Source organism: Paenibacillus sp. FSL R7-0652 (assembly GCF_038595045.1).
Taxonomy (GTDB): Bacteria; Bacillota; Bacilli; order Paenibacillales; family Paenibacillaceae; genus Paenibacillus.
In genome coordinates this window covers 1,130,928-1,148,966 of record NZ_CP152001.1, presented here as the reverse complement: position 1 = coordinate 1,148,966, position 18,039 = coordinate 1,130,928, and the positions used below count along the sequence as shown (strand labels likewise).

General features: G+C 35.1%; 13 protein-coding genes. 6 read left to right on the top strand and 7 right to left on the bottom strand.

Annotated features, from left to right (window positions below):
* Positions 1-134: 134 nt before the first annotated feature.
* The 3 genes from MKY97_RS05075 to MKY97_RS05065 all read right to left on the bottom strand — a co-directional run bounded on the left by MKY97_RS05075 (position 135) and on the right by MKY97_RS05065 (position 1,870).
* Entirely contained in the window at positions 135-773 is a 639-nt protein-coding gene (locus tag MKY97_RS05075; RefSeq protein ID WP_342554417.1) for a hypothetical protein, read from the bottom strand.
* Positions 774-787: 14 nt separating this feature from the next.
* Positions 788-1,102 (bottom strand): hypothetical protein, encoded by a 315-nt coding sequence (locus MKY97_RS05070; RefSeq protein ID WP_342554416.1) that lies wholly within the window; start codon positions 1,100-1,102, stop codon positions 788-790.
* A 315-nt stretch (positions 1,103-1,417) separates the two neighbouring features.
* Positions 1,418-1,870, bottom strand: coding sequence for a hypothetical protein (locus tag MKY97_RS05065; protein ID WP_342554415.1), 453 nt, complete (start codon positions 1,868-1,870; stop codon positions 1,418-1,420).
* A gap of 193 nt (positions 1,871-2,063) precedes the next feature.
* Here MKY97_RS05065 and MKY97_RS05060 point away from each other — a divergent pair, with 193 nt between their 5' ends.
* The 6 genes from MKY97_RS05060 to MKY97_RS05035 all read left to right on the top strand — a co-directional run bounded on the left by MKY97_RS05060 (position 2,064) and on the right by MKY97_RS05035 (position 8,730).
* On the top strand, positions 2,064-2,411 hold the full coding sequence (locus MKY97_RS05060) for a helix-turn-helix transcriptional regulator (RefSeq protein ID WP_342554414.1): 348 nt from the start codon (positions 2,064-2,066) through the stop codon (positions 2,409-2,411).
* 189 nt (positions 2,412-2,600) lie between these two features.
* Entirely contained in the window at positions 2,601-3,695 is a 1,095-nt protein-coding gene (dndB, locus tag MKY97_RS05055) for a DNA sulfur modification protein DndB (protein ID WP_342554413.1), read from the top strand.
* Complete coding sequence (gene dndC, locus MKY97_RS05050) at positions 3,688-5,190, top strand: DNA phosphorothioation system sulfurtransferase DndC (protein ID WP_342554412.1); 1,503 nt, start codon at positions 3,688-3,690, stop codon at positions 5,188-5,190. The genes dndB and dndC overlap by 8 nt, the downstream gene beginning before the upstream one ends.
* 17 nt (positions 5,191-5,207) lie before the next feature.
* On the top strand, positions 5,208-7,208 hold the full coding sequence (gene dndD / locus MKY97_RS05045; protein WP_342554411.1) for a DNA sulfur modification protein DndD: 2,001 nt from the start codon (positions 5,208-5,210) through the stop codon (positions 7,206-7,208).
* A gap of 2 nt (positions 7,209-7,210) precedes the next feature.
* Positions 7,211-7,579 (top strand): DNA sulfur modification protein DndE, encoded by a 369-nt coding sequence (gene dndE / locus MKY97_RS05040; RefSeq protein ID WP_342554410.1) that lies wholly within the window; start codon positions 7,211-7,213, stop codon positions 7,577-7,579.
* A gap of 17 nt (positions 7,580-7,596) precedes the next feature.
* Entirely contained in the window at positions 7,597-8,730 is a 1,134-nt protein-coding gene (locus MKY97_RS05035; protein WP_342554409.1) for an aminotransferase class V-fold PLP-dependent enzyme, read from the top strand.
* Between the two features lie 56 nt (positions 8,731-8,786).
* Here MKY97_RS05035 and MKY97_RS05030 read toward each other — a convergent pair whose 3' ends face one another.
* From MKY97_RS05030 to dptG, 4 genes are all read right to left on the bottom strand, one after another.
* Entirely contained in the window at positions 8,787-10,100 is a 1,314-nt protein-coding gene (locus tag MKY97_RS05030) for a hypothetical protein (RefSeq protein WP_342554408.1), read from the bottom strand.
* 1 nt (position 10,101) lies between these two features.
* Entirely contained in the window at positions 10,102-11,376 is a 1,275-nt protein-coding gene (locus tag MKY97_RS05025; protein ID WP_342554407.1) for a DNA sulfur modification protein DndB, read from the bottom strand.
* 67 nt (positions 11,377-11,443) lie between these two features.
* Positions 11,444-16,669, bottom strand: a complete 5,226-nt coding sequence (dptH, locus tag MKY97_RS05020) for a DNA phosphorothioation-dependent restriction protein DptH (RefSeq protein WP_342554406.1) — start codon at positions 16,667-16,669, stop codon at positions 11,444-11,446.
* A complete protein-coding gene (gene dptG, locus MKY97_RS05015; protein ID WP_342554405.1) occupies positions 16,650-18,038 on the bottom strand; it encodes a DNA phosphorothioation-dependent restriction protein DptG in 1,389 nt (462 codons plus the stop codon). The genes dptH and dptG overlap by 20 nt, the downstream gene beginning before the upstream one ends.
* Between the last annotated feature and the right edge of the window lies 1 nt (position 18,039).

Here is an 18,039-nt window from a genome sequence, read left to right as displayed (position 1 = left end):
AATTTGGCCAATGTATAAGCCATAAGTTCCTGTGGCAGTAACTCTTCTTTGTTCTTTAGATAAATACTCTTTGACATCCTCTCCACCAACCTCTAGCAGATTCCCACTTCCCCTATATCTACTTTCCATTTATTTTACGAAGCAAAGTAACTACTCACAATTTGGGTTAGTTTATCATTTCCAAGCTCAATATTGGTTAAGTAGTCTATAAAAAATGCGTGGATATATTCTTCTTTGAATAAACTCAAATACTCGAATGCAGTTATTAACAAATCATCCTCTGAATAGATCTGCTCTACCAGCCTTGTTTTGGCAAACTGAATTACTTGGTATATGAACGTGTCACACTTCGCGCGTATTAACATATTAAAAACAAAGTCAATCTCATCTTCGTTGTTACTCTCCAGAATATTTTTAATTTCGAATGCTTCTAATTCTGCGAGATAATATCTGGCCTTAACTTCTCTAAAAGCGCGTAGAGCCTTTGGATCATCACTATAAAACTCTTCCCAAAATGGGGTATAAGCGAACTCTCCGGGAACTCTGGCAGATGATTGATTAGACTTGTTTAAGACCGTCCAGTCACCATATAGTTTATCTGAAACTACATCAAATAACATCGAATCATACGGAACAACCTGCTTCGCATCATTTTCAATTCTATAGTACGTATTTCCTGAAGCCGTAGATTCTATTTCATAAACGATGTAGCTTCGATCCAATGATAAATTGGTTTGTAATGTTACTGTATCTTTAAGCTGAACTCTCATCATCTCACTCCAATCCGTTATTCTTCTATGGATTGAATCGCGTACTCGATATCTTGCTTCATATCCAGGTCGGGATATTTCTTTTGCAGCTCTAGAAGACAATGTATAAATGCTCGACTCTGAAATTCGGCAGACAAATCCTCAAATATCTCACATAACCAATACAATTCCGTTTCCTTACTTCTTTGCTCTAAAAATGCTATCGCACTTTCCTCATTGCTCTTTAGCAAATTCACCAAGTCATGCCATATTAACTGAATTGCTGGATCATCAGGATGTAAGTTCTCCCTCTTCTGTACTAACGAATTTACTTCTCTAACGAAATCTGCCATGTTGCACTCTCCTTAATGGTTGCCTAGAGTTATTGGAGCAATTGTTCAGATATTGACTTGACCATCGTTGTTGATTACCCTCATATGCATGTAGTAGTTGCTATGGTCTATTCAATTTCACTCCCTGGAATTTTCAATAAAGTAAACAAGATTTTAACATGTTAGAAGAAGCATTTCATATATGGTCAGCCCAATATTCTAATTTTATTCCCCAAAAAAATTATCTTTAAGTACATTTAGCGAACCCTTTTCAAAAGAAACCTAGTCATCCTAAACGTACATTGGATCTCTAGATTATGCTAGCTCTGATGTTTCTTAATTTGATCGGTTTTCTAACTCTTTCAATATTTCTTCTGTTCGTTGAAGTAGCTTCTTAATGTAATTTGGTTTTATTGTCTGCCCTTGATCAAACTTCTCTAAGGAAGATATATGTTGAATCGTACCAATAAACAAAGCAATATCGAGCCCGGTCTCAGTATCCGTATGCACTAAAGGCAAAATCTCATTCATGGTGAGCTCCTTCGGTGGATGTACTGCATGATACTTTTGGATATATAATGCCTTGACCCTGCAAGCTAGTGCCCAATCGCAGAGGATGAGACAAGCTTGGAATTGATTGTGACTATGCATAATGTTGGCAAGTTTGATGTGATGATTAGAAAGTTTCTGATATTCAATTGCCTCAGTCTTTAAGAGAGATGAACTATCATTCAGGCCAATAGCAGATTCTTCATTCTGCCGATTCGTGTAGGAGTAAACGTGATTCATATCAATCAACTCCTCAATATATTAGTTTAGAAATCACAATACATTGAACACCCTGTTATGATTTTTTGTTATTTTGGACAAGATATAACTGAAATATTACTACATAGTAGTTTTTATTACAAATAACTTATTTTCTATTGGTTAAATAACCATGGTTCTTTCTCTACACTTCTAATTAAAGAGAGGTGTTCATATGTCTGAACTTTTGGAACTGGTGGGCGCGAGGATCAGAGATCTAAGAAAGTCTAAAGGTCTTTCTCAAGAGGTATTAGCTGAAAATGCGGGATTTAATCCGAGTTACATTGGTTTTATCGAAAGAGCAGAACGAAACATATCATTGAAAAATCTAGAGAAGATTGCTGCTGCCCTAGATGTCGGCGTATACGAACTATTTACATATGTTAAAGAGCGTGAAGAGCTTTCACAATATGATGAAAATATTGTTAAGATTATTTCTCTTCTAAGAACCCACGAACCTAAGCACACTCTGATGGTGCTTAATGTCATTACGGAAATCTTCGATACTTACGATAAAAACTAAAATAACGAGGTACATCGATCTAAGAAGATCGAATGTACCTCGTTATTTCATTATGTCTTCATCTTTTATTCACGTAATTACGTACTATATTTACTTTATTATGTAATTTAGACATTGAACATTCGTTCGTATTACGATAAAATCAATATACATTCTACGTTATTACGTACGTAAAATAGGAGGATGCCTATGAATTTTAGTTATAGTTTTCCAGCAATTCGCGGGATTCAAGCTGGAAGAGATTTCTATACAGTAATGTGTCCATTGAAGTTAATACCCAGGATATTCCTTTTTGATGAGGAGGAAATTCCGGCCGACCACCGTGCACAACGCTTAATGAATAAATCAAGAATTCCGGATATTACAAACTATATTCTTGAGAATCCTAAAGATTATATTTTCTCTTCGTTAACTGCATCAGTAAACGGCGAGCTAATTTTCCAGTCACAATCGGAAGAGTTTAAGGATCTTGGTTATTTAAATATTTCTTTAGATGCTCAATTTCTCATTAATGACGGTCAACATAGACGAGCAGCTATTGAAGAAGCTCTCAAAATCTCACCTGAACTTGGTGATGAGACAATTTCTGTAGTTTTCTTTCACGATCTCGGACTGGTGCGCTCCCAGCAAATGTTTTCGGATCTGAACCGTCATGCGGTAAACACTACGTCTTCGATCGGAATTTTATATGATCATCGAGATCAACTATCCTTGATTACCAAAAGTCTAATTAATGAAATCCCATTGTTAGAACGTTATACAGATCGTGAAAAAGTTTCTTTGTCTAAAAATTCTCCAAAATTATTTGCACTGAATCACATATTTAATACAATATGTAGGCTTTTAGGAAAACGTAAAGGTGAGTTGATTTCGGAACCGGAGAAGAAATTCGTATCCGATTTTTGGGCTCTTCTTTGTGTTTCTATTAATGAATGGCAAGATGTATTTAATAAACGAACCTCTCCAAGAGATCTTCGTATTGGCTCCGTTGTCGCTCATGGTGTATTTCTAGAAGCTGTTGGTATAGTCGGTCACTATCTTTATCGTTATCATGCAGATGAATGGGATTCATATGTTAAAAAGTTCTCAAAAATTGACTGGAGTCGAGATAATAAAACGGATTGGCTAGGGCGAGCTTACGGACAAACTGGACGTATCAATAAGACTAATGAGACCATTCAATTGACTGCTAATCTTATAAAAATCAAACTTGGTCTCCCCCTCACAGAAGCCGAGCAGAAAATTGAAAATAAAATAAAAGAAGGTATATCTGCTGATGTTTAATATATTTGATACAGGAACAAAGTTTATAGAAGCCAAAGAGCTTGTTAAAGAAGTCTATTTATCTGATGAGCGGCCGTGGGTCGTCGGATTCAGTGGAGGAAAAGATTCCACAGCAGTTGTACAGCTGGTTTTCCAAGCCTTGACCGAATTGGAACCTTCTCTTCTGAAGAAAAAGGTATACGTAATTTCATCCGATACGCAAGTAGAAACACCACTAATTATTGACAAAATCACTAGAACTCTTGGACGCATACAAAACAAAGCACTTGCAATAGGTTTGCCTATCGAAACTCACAAAGTACGTCCAAAAGTTGAACAAACATTTTGGGCCTCTATTATTGGAAAAGGGTACCCTACTCCTCGTCAAAAATTCAGATGGTGCACAGATCGCTTGAAAATCGAACCTGCAAACCGTTTTATTTTGGATAAGGTAGATCAGTTTGGTGAAGTCGTTATGCTACTAGGAGTTCGCGATTCAGAAAGTTCTACAAGAGCAGGAGTAATGCAATCTCATACTATAGAAGGATCAAATTTAATGCGTCATTCTACTCTTCGTAATGCATTTGTTTTTGCACCGATCCGCTCCTACAATCTAGATGATGTATGGGAATTTTTATTGCAACATGAATCGCCCTGGGGCGATGATAATAATGAGTTACTTCAACTCTATCAAGATTCAAGTAGTGAATGCCCTCTCATCGTAGATAAAGAGGTAAAAGAAAGTGCAGGATCTTGCGGCAATAGCCGTTTCGGTTGTTGGACTTGTACAGTTGTTAGTGAAGATAAGGCTTTAAGTGGGTTTATTAACAATGGCGTGGACTGGTTACGACCTTTATATGATTTCAGAAACTTCCTAGTTCAAATCAGAGAGGATCGTACCAAAAGACAAAAACATCGTATGAATGGCGAAGTCTATTTAACGAACAATTTAGGCGGTATAGATCCTGAAGATCTGAGTAATCCAAGAATCTACAAATCTGAAATCAAACATTTCATTGAAGAAAACAATATCGATCTTGCCTCAGTTGAAGAATTGGATGTTTTAATTTTTGATGATTCAAATCCAGATGCTCCTCCAAAACGCTTTGGTGTTGGTCCGTTTACAATGAAAGCACGTGAAGAAATCCTGAGAAAGCTATTGCAAACTCAGGAAGAAATACGCCGCTTGCATGATCCTAATGTCGAACTGATTACATTTGAAGAACTTAAGGCGATTCGTAAATACTGGCATGATGACTTACAGTGGGAAGATCGACTTCCACTAATTGTTGAAGAAGAAACAGGCATTTCCTACGACTGGCATCAAAATGATCGTCCTGTTTTCAAAGAAGATCAGGTTACTGATCTTGAATCTCTCTGTCAAGAAGAAGGGGTCAATCTTAATTTGCTTAAAGAGTTAATATCTGTTGAAAAAGAATATTCAGGTGTAAAGGTTAGAAGAGGTTTATTCCAGGCATTTGATAAAACACTCAGACAAGATTTCTTACATTTATAAAGGTGGATTAAAAATCAATGCACATTCAAAAACTGGCTCTTCGAAATATAGGAGCTTACCATGGAGAGCTTAATAAATTTGATTTTCGTACAACAACTAACCGTAATGTAATTCTACTTGGCGGTAAAAATGGCGCTGGTAAAACAACAATATTAGAATCTTTAAGAATCGTTTTATTTGGTTCAATGGCATATGGTTTTGTAACAGAAAATGAACCCTACTATCGTAAAATTAGAACATTGCTCAATCGTAAAGCAATTAATGAAAATGTAAATGATGAATTTCAGATTACTCTCGATTACAGTTCAACTGAGGATTTCGAATTGCATGAATATTCATTAGTAAGAAGCTGGCGAATAAAGAATGATCGTATTCGTGAGAGTTTTTCAGTAAAAAGAGACAATCAATTTTTAACAGCACAACAGACTTCTGATTTTCAGAGTCGTTTAAGGGAAGAAATGCCTCCAAAATTGTTCGAACTTTGTCTTTTTGATGGTGAAGAGATATCACGGATCGTTTCAGAAGAAAAAATTCCAGAATACTTGAAAGAGTCAGGTAAAATTCTTTTCAATCTTGATCTCTTTGTGAATCTTGAAAAAGATCTGAACACATATCGAATGCAATATGCTCAGCAAAATGCTAATGCAGCGGAAGAAGTTGCTCAGTATGAGAAACTTGAGAATGAAATTAGGCAGCTCCAAGAGACCATTGAAGAAAAGCAGCTACTTTCAATTTCATATGAAGATGAGATCAACAATCTGAATCATGTAATTAAACAAGATAAAAAAGATTTTGAGACTCACGGAGGCTTATTACAAGAAAAAAGACAAGAAATTGTTTCACGGATCAATGTGATTGAAAACAAACGCAAAGCAAATTCAGAACATGTTCGCCATTTCGTTTCTTCCCTTCTTCCCTTTTTTATAGCAAGAAAACAGCTCCAACAAGTGGATCATCAGTTAAATGCAGAAAAACAATATGAGTCATATGAGTATGCTGCGAATACGCTTAAACAAGACAAACTAACTTCACTTCTGACTAGTACTCTTGGACAAACTAAAGAAATTGAAAGTTCCGAAATGAAGTCCATTTTTGAAGGTATCCTGGATTTAATCAAACCGAATCAAACGGAATTAATACATCGTGCATCTTTTGAGCAACGTAGCGAGATTCATAATTTGAATAAACAACTTGAATCTCTTAATATTACAGATTACATTAACCGCTTTGATGAGAATGCTCTGCTATTAAAAGAATCTCAAGAACTAAGGACTAAATTGGAAACCAATGATCAGGCCAGTGAGTTTAAGGAACTTCTTGAACGTATCGAGCAAAAAACAAAACTATCTGAACAACACAAGATATTAATTGAACAGCTTGGATCGGAAATTAATAATCTTACAGAAGCCTTGCACACTAAGCTGTCTCAAAAAGATAAAGTAGAAGAAAAAATTAGAGAATATCATAAATCAGAAAAGTCATATGAAATGACTGAGAAATTACTGACAGTTAGTCAACGTTTCAGAGAACGGCAATGGCGTAAAAAACTTGATGATGTAGCTAATGAAACAGTACGTATGATTGACGTACTCTTCCGAAAGAAAGGTTTAATAAAAAGAATTCACATCGACCACACTTCTTTCGAATTAAAGCTGTACAACTTAATGAATCAAGAAATTTCAAAAGAGCGCTTATCTGCTGGAGAAAAAGAAATGCTCATGCTCACTGTCATATTGGCAATGTTTCGAGTATCCGGTTGGAAGCTGCCTTTTGTATTTGATACACTCATGGGGAGATTGGATCAAGACCACAAAAAATCACTTATTCAACATTTTATTCCTCGTTGTGGAGAACAAGTCCTTATGTTTACAACGGACTCTGAAATAACTTCAGAGCAGTTTCCTTTGATTGAAGAAATTACGGCACGTTGTTACACCTTAGAATATGATGCCTCTAAAGAAAGTGCAGTTATCATGAAAGACCGCTACTTTGATATTATTAGAGAGGCGGTAAAATAATTATGAATTTCACTTTAAAAACATCAAAATACGCTAAAGAAATTCTTACGCAGCTTCATGCCTCTACTGGAATCACACCTAATATCCTGATCCGGTATGCTGTTGCTTTATCCCTAAGAAACACTACTGAGATTGTGCCTATTACAAAGGATTTTACAGATGGTTTAGTGTTGAATCGAAGTACTGTTACTGGTGAATATGACTATGCCTTCCGTGCGATGATTACTCAGGCTGCAGGCTGCGATTTGACAGATGAGGAGTTTTTCCCCGCTTATTTTAATGCTCATTTGGAACGTGGTATACGAATGTTGGCTTCAGAGTATAAAACGGCAGGAAATTATGAGAAATTCATTCGTAATTTGTTATCTTAACGAAAGTAGTGATCCTAATGCTATATCTCGACAATAGCGCTACAACAAAGATCCATCCTGAGGTTTTGGAAGCAATGCTCCCTTATCTCCAAGAGGAGTTTGGTAATCCCTCCAGCAAGTTTTACTCCTTGGCGGAGAATGCTAAAAAAGCGGTGGCTACTGCAAGAGAACAAGTTGGTCAACTTTTAGGGTGTGACCCAGACGAGGTTGTATTCACAAGTGGGGCTACTGAAAGTAACAATATGATTATTAAGGGTGTAGCTGATTATTATAGTCATAAAAACAATTCTTCTAAATATTTGTTAACCTCTGCTACTGAGCATCCTTCTGTACTTGAAACAGTAGAGTTTCTCGGTGAACGTGGTTACCAAACGAAATTCCTTGAAGTGGATAGTTTTGCAAGAGTTAATGTTCAGAATGTTACTGAAACTGTTACCAAGATCAAACCTTTGCTTACTTCATTTATGTGGGGAAATAATGAGATTGGGTCGTTAAATCCGATTAGCGCACTTTCCGAATTTTTCGAAGCGAGTAATTTTTTCTTCCATACTGATGCGACTCAGGTCATAGGTAAAGTACCTGTTAATTTGCGGAAGCATAGTGGAATTCGTTTCCTTTCTATGTCAGCACATAAAATAGGCGGCCCCAAAGGAATAGGAGCCGCCATCATACGGAAACAGTCGAAAGAGATTTTCACTCGTCTTACCCCTCTTTTACACGGGGGGGGACAGGAGAATAACTATCGAAGTGGAACTCTTGCTGTTCACAACATTGTTGGACTAGGCAAAGCTGCTGAACTTTCTTCACTTAGTCTAGAAAAAAACATCAAGCGTCTGACTCAATTGGAGAATTATCTAGTTGATATATTAAAGACTAATCTTGGAGACAAAATTATTTTCAATAGTGATGATCACGACAAAATTCCGGGATTAATTAGTCTTCAATTCATAGGTGTGAACAATGAGTTGTTGCTGAAAAAACTCTCTGGTCTCATTGCGCTCTCTTCAGGTTCTGCTTGCAGTTCTAGTAAGCCAAGTCATGTTCTAATCGCCGCGGGGAAAACATTGGAAGAGGTTCGTCAGACGATTAGAATTACTTTGAGTGCTGATATAAGCGAAGCTGAGTTGGACTTGTTTAGTAAGATAAATTGAATTTAATTCTGGTCACGATTTAGATAAAACTGAAACTTCATCTGACTCGTGGCCTGTCAGTTTTGTTTAAAAATTTTATTCAAAAGTTGGTCAACATCATTTTTCATCGTAAACATCGCGCCTTCTAACTTCTTCAGTTCATATTTCTCATCAAATTCACTTAATAACCCTTCTAATTCTATGAGATTACTATCTAACTTTGATAACAACTCTTCATTACAAAAAAGTTTATTACCGTATTCCTCTATTTTATTTAGAATAAAAGGATTCATCCTAAGATGGTCCAAATTCAGGTTATAATTAAATCCAGCAAATCTCGATAATATTCCAATAATTTCAAAAAACTCTACATAAGTTGCCTCATGAACTTCTAATATATGCTGAGTTCCTTTACTGTTAAACTCCAGCTTCATTCTACAGAATGAAGTTCCTAAACTTGGAAAATGGGCAATTGAGAGCTTTAACTTCTCTCTACCCAACACGAACTCTTTTCCTGAATTTAATAAACTTAACAGGGTTATTTCTGTTCTAATTTTCTTTAATACCGAAGAGGCTAACTCCTCATACTTTATAAGATCACTTTTTGTCATTAAGCAATGATTGTGTGCCCAAGGGTTTCTAAAATTATACAATTCCCCCCATTCTTTTGCTAAATCTGAAGTGATATGTTTATATAATTCTGAAACTTTTAGTTCTGTTTTTTTAGAGTGTGTATGTTCTTTAATTTTACTCAATTCAACTAACATAAGTTCTAAGTCATCCCTTGTGCCGCCTACAGTAGTATTCGAGGTCAATAAATCTTCAATTATATTCAATCTGTCGGAAATGCTAGAGCTAGAAAATCGTATCCTTTCTTCCACAAAATTTTTCAGATGGACAAAATCTAAATTATCCAGTGGATTATCAATTAATTCTAAGATGTTGTCTCGATTAATCGTTCTTTTCTTTTCATTATCTTTATTGTGAAAATAATCTTTAAACCAGTTTGCCCCTTTTTCCTTTAAGAAAATAATTTCTATTAAAGTACGAAACTCACGTTCTAATACATATACACTCTCTGAAATTTTTCTCATGTAATCAATAGTTTGATTATCATAAATGATTGAAATATAATCACAAACTGGTTTAATTTTCTCTAAATATCTTTTTTTATTTGTATCAAACTTTCTTTCTTTATTATCTATAGGGTACATTGTGATAAATATTATCTTACCCTCCTTATTAAGTAGAACTTCAAGTTCTTCATGAAAATTTCCTGTCTCAAATATATCGTGTAATGTTTTCTCACTATAACCTGGTTTGCACGAAACAATCAGACTTGTCTGAAATTCTCTATATCCCGTTAGGAAACTATTCTTAGTCTTTGACATATCACAATTCCTTTCTTCTCAAGCTTAAAATTTCATCCATTATTGTTTGTTTAGTAGCTGCAATTTCTTTTACTGCGCTAACATTATACTCAAGGAACTCTTCTTTATTTGATATTATTTTAGTAATATACTCCTCGAAAATTTGTCCGTCGGTTGCATGTCCTGTTGTAGATAACGTTAAAAGTTTCCTCTCATCATAAAATGCTTCAAATATTTTTTCCAAAATCTGTTGTATGATGATATTATTGATTATCTGCTCTGTATATGATTGAAGAAGGCTATTAAAATAAAGATAGTTCCTTAATGATTTATATACATCTTTTCGGACATTCTCCATCCCTGTATACCTAATTGGCATCTTATTAATCATTTCATTTAATGAATCTGTAATAACCTGTTTTATCTGATCTATAAGGATTTCTTTATCTTCTGCTTTTGCTTGTAATTCTTCCTGTCGCTCTCTTATCCTAATGGATAAATTTTCAATCAATGCTCTTAAAGTGATTTTTTTCCTGAAAAAACCTTGCTCTTCTTGACCAAGAGTATCAATTAATTCAAAGTAACGGAGCCAGTATCCTTCGATTATTCCATAGTATTCTGTCTCTTGATAAATTAGGTCCCTCTCACAATCAAACCAATCTTTTATTAACGGATATATGATAAGATTTAACTCTCGAATGCAGTCGGTCATATGTAAATAAACTATCTTCTCCCTAGACTGCTTATCATTCCATTCTATGCTATTAAGAAACATTTTATTATTTGAGATGAATTTTAAACCCAACAGATTTTCTAATTTGGGAGCAAATCGTTCTGAGACATTACTCTCTACATTTTTAGGAGTTTCATTAATCATGTAGAACAGGTCTCTATGCTGATAATCTTCTAATCCTTCAACAATAAAAATTGGAAGTTCCATTCTATTTAGTAAATCTCTTTGCTCACTTCCAGATTCATTCATAAGTGAAATGATGGCTTTTATCCTATGTTGTCCATCAATAACAGTAAAACATCCACGCTTCACTTCCAGAACATTTTGATCTTTATATGAGATTTCAGCTTTGCTATTAAGTATAGTAGGTGGAAAAAATGTAGCTGGTATATCATTTAAAATATACTGTTTTATTTTATCCACTCGTCTTTCATCTATCTTTCTATTCATTGAAATATCTGATCGAATATCTACTATACTTTCAAGTTCCTTGTATCTAACTTTACCTATATAACACATATGATCATTCCATTTATAAGGCACAACATCTAGCTTTACTCCCATGTAACTCCCTCTTTTCATACTCTTTTTTGGGTTATGCTTAGATAGCATAACCCAGTATTATTAATTATTATAATTCCCAAAAAGCCATATCTCGCATCCAAATGGGTTGACTCGAACCAGCCTTCACAATGCTATAATGCTTTTGTAACGATTTAATTCTGCTCATGATATTATCTTCTTCTGATTTACTCTGCGTGCTGAAAACCATTCTAATCTCCTTGGCAGACATTTCAGACACATTATGCACAATCCAAGTCAAGATGTAATTAGCGTAATCGTTATCTGATGTTGAGAAATGACTTAGAAACTGTGTAGATAAAATCGTACCTACACCATACTCTCTTCCTTCTTTTAAAATCTTCTTGATCGAAGTGAAGTCTTTACTGAGGAAATTATCCGCCTCATCAACCAAGATCATTCGCGTAATTTCACGATAAGCTCCATTAATTGCACTGTGTCCAAACATCTGCATTTGGTTGTAGAAGACATCGAGTGTAATGGATACTACGAGGTTTTGAATACTCTCACTGTATCCAGACAAATTAATTACTGTGATTCCATCAATCATATCGAACAACGAAATGGTTTTAGAGGAATCTGTTTCAAACACTTCAGTTTCATATAACTCTTTAAGTGCAGCATATAGAGAATCAATTTTGGAATTTTCTTTCCCAGCATAAAGTTCATATATATCACTCATCGTTGGAGCAGGTAAGTTCCAGGTAGACGAGTCCCCCTTCAAAATCCCTTTATTAGCGTATGCCTCCATCATTAAATCTTTCAACGTAATCGCTTGAACTTGTCCAAGATTGAAAGACCTTACAATTGTGTCTGTTAGAGAGTTACTTGTATGAAGAGGCAGCAACGGTTTAATAGGCTCTGCCATGTACAAAGACAAGGGATTGAATGGTAAATGGAATAGATTATATACCTTCGCATTTGTTTTCTCAGTAAAATCAGGCTTTATATAATCGCCTTTATAGTCAAAAATCAAAATACCTATAGGAGTCCCTTTCACGTTGTCATAGCTATTACGACTTAACTGCGTAATCAATGATTTCGTGAATTGAGTTTTGCCTGTTCCCATCGTCCCAATAATTCCTGTATTAGTGTGCATAATTTTATCCGTTGAAGTAGGGAACCATTTCACTTCTTCTTTAGAAGTTGCATTATGTCCAAACAAGACTTCTAGTGGTTTTGTCGGTGCTTGTAAATCTACAGTTCTCTGAGATTTTATATCATTTATTTCTATATCTATTGAATTTTCATCAGATTTAAGCATAGTTGCTGCTACTTCATCCATCCCCACTTCATAATGCTCATTATTATCAGCAACAAGTAATGTCGATTCCTCACTATCTTGTGCTATTTCAAAACGTTTAGAAGGATCATATAAATTGCTCAGCAATTGCTCAGGAGACAAATCCCCTTGTTCGCTCTGTATATATTCCTTCATCTCTTCAACACTTTTGAGTATGAATTCATATCCACTTTGTTCAGGGTAGTCATAAATCATTACATCATCATTCATTTTGATATCAGTGAACACAACATCCTTCTTAAATGAAATGACTGCACCTTGACCAATATACTGATTCAACGTATTTACAATTGTGTATTTATCATTGAGAAGACGCTCGCGAACACTATTTTCTGTAATTTGACTCCATGATTGTTCAGGCCACACCGAATAAAGCTTCATTTTCTCCGCACTTGCAATTGCTAATTGCATAAAGAAATTACGATATAATACAGCTTGGAAACTCTTTTCACCACCAGTTAAAAACTCCATTAATAACTGCTTGGTTTCTTTTACTTGTTTTACCGCTTTCTCTTGCACGTTAGCACTGTTATGTCCTATCTTAACCTCAATAGGGTAAAAGTGAACAAACATCTCCTGATCAGAAGGTTCAATCCCAATTAATAACAGATCATCACTGTATGAACCAAATTTCCCTAGTTTTTTAGCAGAAAACAAACCTTCAGATTGTCTTAATCCAGTCCCACCTGAGATTCTAAGAATTTCTTCCATTGAGATAGGAATCCATATAATATTGCTGTGTGAATAAGCAGCAAGGGATAGTTTTACTGCTGAAAGAATACTAATCTTTTCCTTTGGAAAATAGTTCTTCTGAGCCAACAATCGAAGCAACCAATTCCCATTAATAGCATTGAAAAAATTAATGATTGGAGGTAACACATAATCGTCTACATACAACCTCTGATGACCAAGGAATTCTTTAATTAAGCGTTGATATTGTTTTGATCGTCTGGTCACCGTGATCGCATCAAACCCACTCGAGGATGTATATTGATCACTGTAATGAATAACAAGTAGCTCTTTTTGAGCATCACTGTTCTTGAAGAAACTCAGATCTACTTTAGGCTCAATAAAAGTAACCCAATGGGCTGAATCGTAGACTTGATCTAATTGCTGCTTATGATCAGCAGAGATTGCAGTAACAATATTTATATCCTCTTGATAATTATCAAGAGTTCGGGCAACCCTCAGCAATGAATTCAACTTCGGTACCATTTTCAATAGCGGAGCTTCTTGTATTGGATAATATCTCGTTCCGAATCCCGTTTTATAATCTTCGTTGATGAATACAGAAGGAACACCTGAAACAAGACCGAATAATGAAACTCCAGTAATAATTTCCGCAGCATTGCTAGTAGCAATCTGTTCAATTTTATTCATCTGATAGAAAGTAACGTGACTGTACTCGTAATGATTAGTGTCCGAACTTTTAGAATAAAACTTCACTTTATCTCGGAAAACATTTAATAATTCTTCAGCATGATATCCATCCAATTCCAATCGAAGATTGAACTGTTTGGCAATCTCTTCTGCATCTGTATATTGTGACATCTCCTCAAATACATTGTTGATACCTTTTTCAGCATAGATGTGAATTTCAATAGGTAGAAGATTCCCTTTTTCCAAATTATCTTTAAGTTGCTTCTTGTAGTATTCAAAAAGACCTTGAAGAATTTCCTGACAGTCCCCCATATTAATCGTATTAATTTTGAGGGGAGCACGACGATCTAATTCAAAAAGATAACCGAAATGGCCAGTAAACTCTTCGATTTTTTCTTGAACCAATTTACTTACAAATGTTTTGGATGACTCGAATCTTGGTAAACTTTGATCCAAGTAAGAAGCCCACTCATATGAATCCATCATTTCAATTGCCTTGTATAGTTTCGAATTGAAATTAACATAAGGCAATAAATTCGTAGGTCTCATGGAATGCAGCAATTCATCATTTATTAACTCATCACCCACCACTTCATTTAATTGTAATTGGTACGCCAAATGAAGAGGATGTAATGGTGTAAGCAGCCACTCTGGATTTATATGACTTTTCTGAATAGTTCCAATTAAAACAAGGTCTCTTTGGATCTGGTTTAATGACTGGCCGTTTTGCAATTGTTCAAGCTCCTGTAAATACACATCTATATAGTTACGGGCTAGTGCAGTATAATCTGCATCAAAATAAGCTAAACTCGGGAGTAAACCGTTAGTCCTGAAGTATCGTAATAAATCGCAGTATGCCTCTTTTAACGGTTCAGAAACTGAGATCGATTGAGGAACAATCTCTCCTAAGCTATCTTCTAGAAAAAACAAATGATTGGTTTCTAAAAGTTTTCGTTCCCTCTCTAAATTACGCTTGAATTCTCCTTGAGCATAAGTCTCCCTCGTTCCTTGTACAATCTTCATCTTCTCATTCTCTATGCGATAAATGAAGTGTTCCTGCTTTTCACGCTTTAGCTTCCACACACTAAAACCACCAATGGGAACAGGACGTTCAACTAAATCCTGCACAGCAAATGGAATACCTGTGTGAGGAAGTTGAATATTAAAATAAATCATTTCTTCATCACTATTATTTTCATCATTACGAGATACTTCTAATTCTTGATCCTCAGTAATGTCAAATGTGCTATGAGATTCTGTTAAATTAACTTTGGTGATTTCTGATGCGTCTTTATTGAAAAACCAACGTTCCGCATCTGAATTAATTAAAAGATACGAACTTTTGGATTTTGATAACGTAATGGCATAGGCCGTTTGTATCGACTGAAGAAACTTGGGCTGAGTCTCAACCACTGTAATTCTAAATTCATAAGCTGGAGATACCTCTGTTTTGTATTTCACACCATAAAATGTAGTTTGTCCAACTTCATGCTTTAAACGTACGCGAATCTTTTTACCTGCTTGTTCCGCCAGTATTGAATGTTTAATTTTAGTTTCATTGATATACTGATTTTTGATAAAATCATTAAATGTAAATTCTAAGGTGATATCTTCTTCTTGATCAGGATTGAACACGATAATGTTTCGTTTACGTTGCTTACTCTTGGTTTCGCCATCGGCTCTCTCCCAATACTCTAATCCTTCCAAAGTCAATTTCTTACCAGCCTCTACATACTCTAGACCTTTTCCTTCTAATTTCTTTTGATTAGATCTTCGTACTGAACCAAAATCAACATCCTGCCACGTCTCAGACTCCGATAAAATCTTAACCCCTTGATCATCAAAGTGCCGCTCCAGACTGACCTCAGCAGCCCCATATTGATGGGCTATTTCAACGTCACTATAAAGTGAATGATTTTCCTTTAGTCTTTCTTTAATTTCCTTAGGAGTTCTAGGCGTATTAAAAAGTTCGGCATCATAAAAAAGTCCAAAGTTTTTATATTCATGCTTTTCTAACTTCTCATTGTTCAGCACAGTAAGTATATTTTCGTAGTCAAATAAGTTTACTCTCTCATGAAGTCCCTGTTGAGCTTTCATGGACTCTATCGAGAAATTAAGAATTTGTTTCTCTTCAGAGGATAGGTTTGATTGCTTCATCATTTCATGCAAATCTTTTTCAATTGAATCAATATGAAAAGGCATACCTTCTTTTGCAAACGAAGTCATTCCCTGAACCAAACTATCTAAGTTTGAATTGTGGATTAAAAGCATAGCCAGATCTTCAAAAGGTTCTTCATGTGTGCCAACTTTATTCCGTAATGTTGTAAGAAAGTCGGGAGTTGTATCCTCAATATTTGATGCGATTAATACCTTGGTTTGATCATAATCTAAAGTCTGAGATTGATAGAATCCATCCTCCGTGGGCATTAAGAACGGACTAACTCGATTCATACCCTTAATTTGATTTACTAGATTTACTACTTGTTCTTCACGTTCAAATTGAATATGATATTTTTCTCCTGACTGAATATTAACCTCGTTCAAAAAACGTTCCACGAGTTGAGCAAGATAACTATAAAAATGCTTTGACATAAATAGCATCCCCACTATCACTTTTTTTCTCTAGCAAATTCAACTTCTCGAAATACTCAATGATTGAAATCTGAGTATCTCTATCATAGATAATCCCTCTTACTTCGAATTGTTCAAATAGCTTCTTCAATCTGATCTTATGCTCATCTTTAATGATAACTTTAGTGAGGAATAATAAATAATCTGTATCCAGAATTAACATTTTTCCAGATCTCCCCCTAGATTTGAGGAATGTTCTCTGACAAAAATGTGTAAACCACATCTTATATTCGTTATACGGTTTGGACCGAAATGAATTATTGAACTGGTATTCAATCATTTGAAATAATATAGATAATTTATTTAACACAGGTAGGTCATACGTTTCGGGATTTAAGCTCATTTGACTCCACTTCACATCAGATAGACCCTCACGATATTGCTCTATCACCTTGTCTACAGCTTTTTCGATTGCAAGAATTTCTTCATTTGTTCCTGTACGAAGTACTTCAGCAATTTCTTGATAAGAAAGTACCTCCTCTACTCCCTCCACTGAAATATTAAGCATTTTAAGAAAATTTACATGTGTAAACATTCGATTAATCGATCTTTCAATGTTTTTCCATCCGTATTCGTAACTAACTCTGGTTTTCGATAATCTTTCTTCTTCTTCGAATGTAAAATAAATAGGCACTATACTCTTCTCGTATTTGGCAAACAAAGTTTCATTTCTACGTGTCATTTGAGTAATATAGAAAAAATAATAGTAAGATAAAAGTTTCTCAAATTGTTGAGTAAACAAATCCTGTTTCGTAGAAAGCCATTCAAAATCAACAGCAAATAATTCCGATATTTCTGGTAATAGCACCGCATACTTAGGGGGTTGTAACTCCTCACTTTTCAACTCTGGTAAAGCTTTGAATATTAACGAACTCATCAAATCATCCGTCTGATGTTCTTCATTACTAATTTCCCATGCAGCTTTTCCATTCCATAAAACCGCAAAGAGAAACTCAGCCAACTTTCTGTTCTCGTTCTCAACAGTATTGATGTAATAAAGCGTCTGAGGATGGAATAAGAATAGTTGGTTGTTTTCGTCAATGAATAAAGTTCTAATCATCTGCTTGAATTCGTTTTTTTGATTTATATCTTTGAAATCAATAGATTTTAATACGGCTTCAACTAGTTGTTCTGGATTCGCTTCTGAGGACATTTTTTTTTGCCCCAACAGACGCAAAAACTCGCCTACAACTTCCTTAAGGTTAAATTGCATATCTTTAAATTTTGTATTGTAAGGTAAGAGTTCAACAGAAATTTTAGGATTATGCCTGATGGAAGAATCGAATTTGAACTTGTCAATAATGGTTTCTAAATCCAACTTATACTCCATG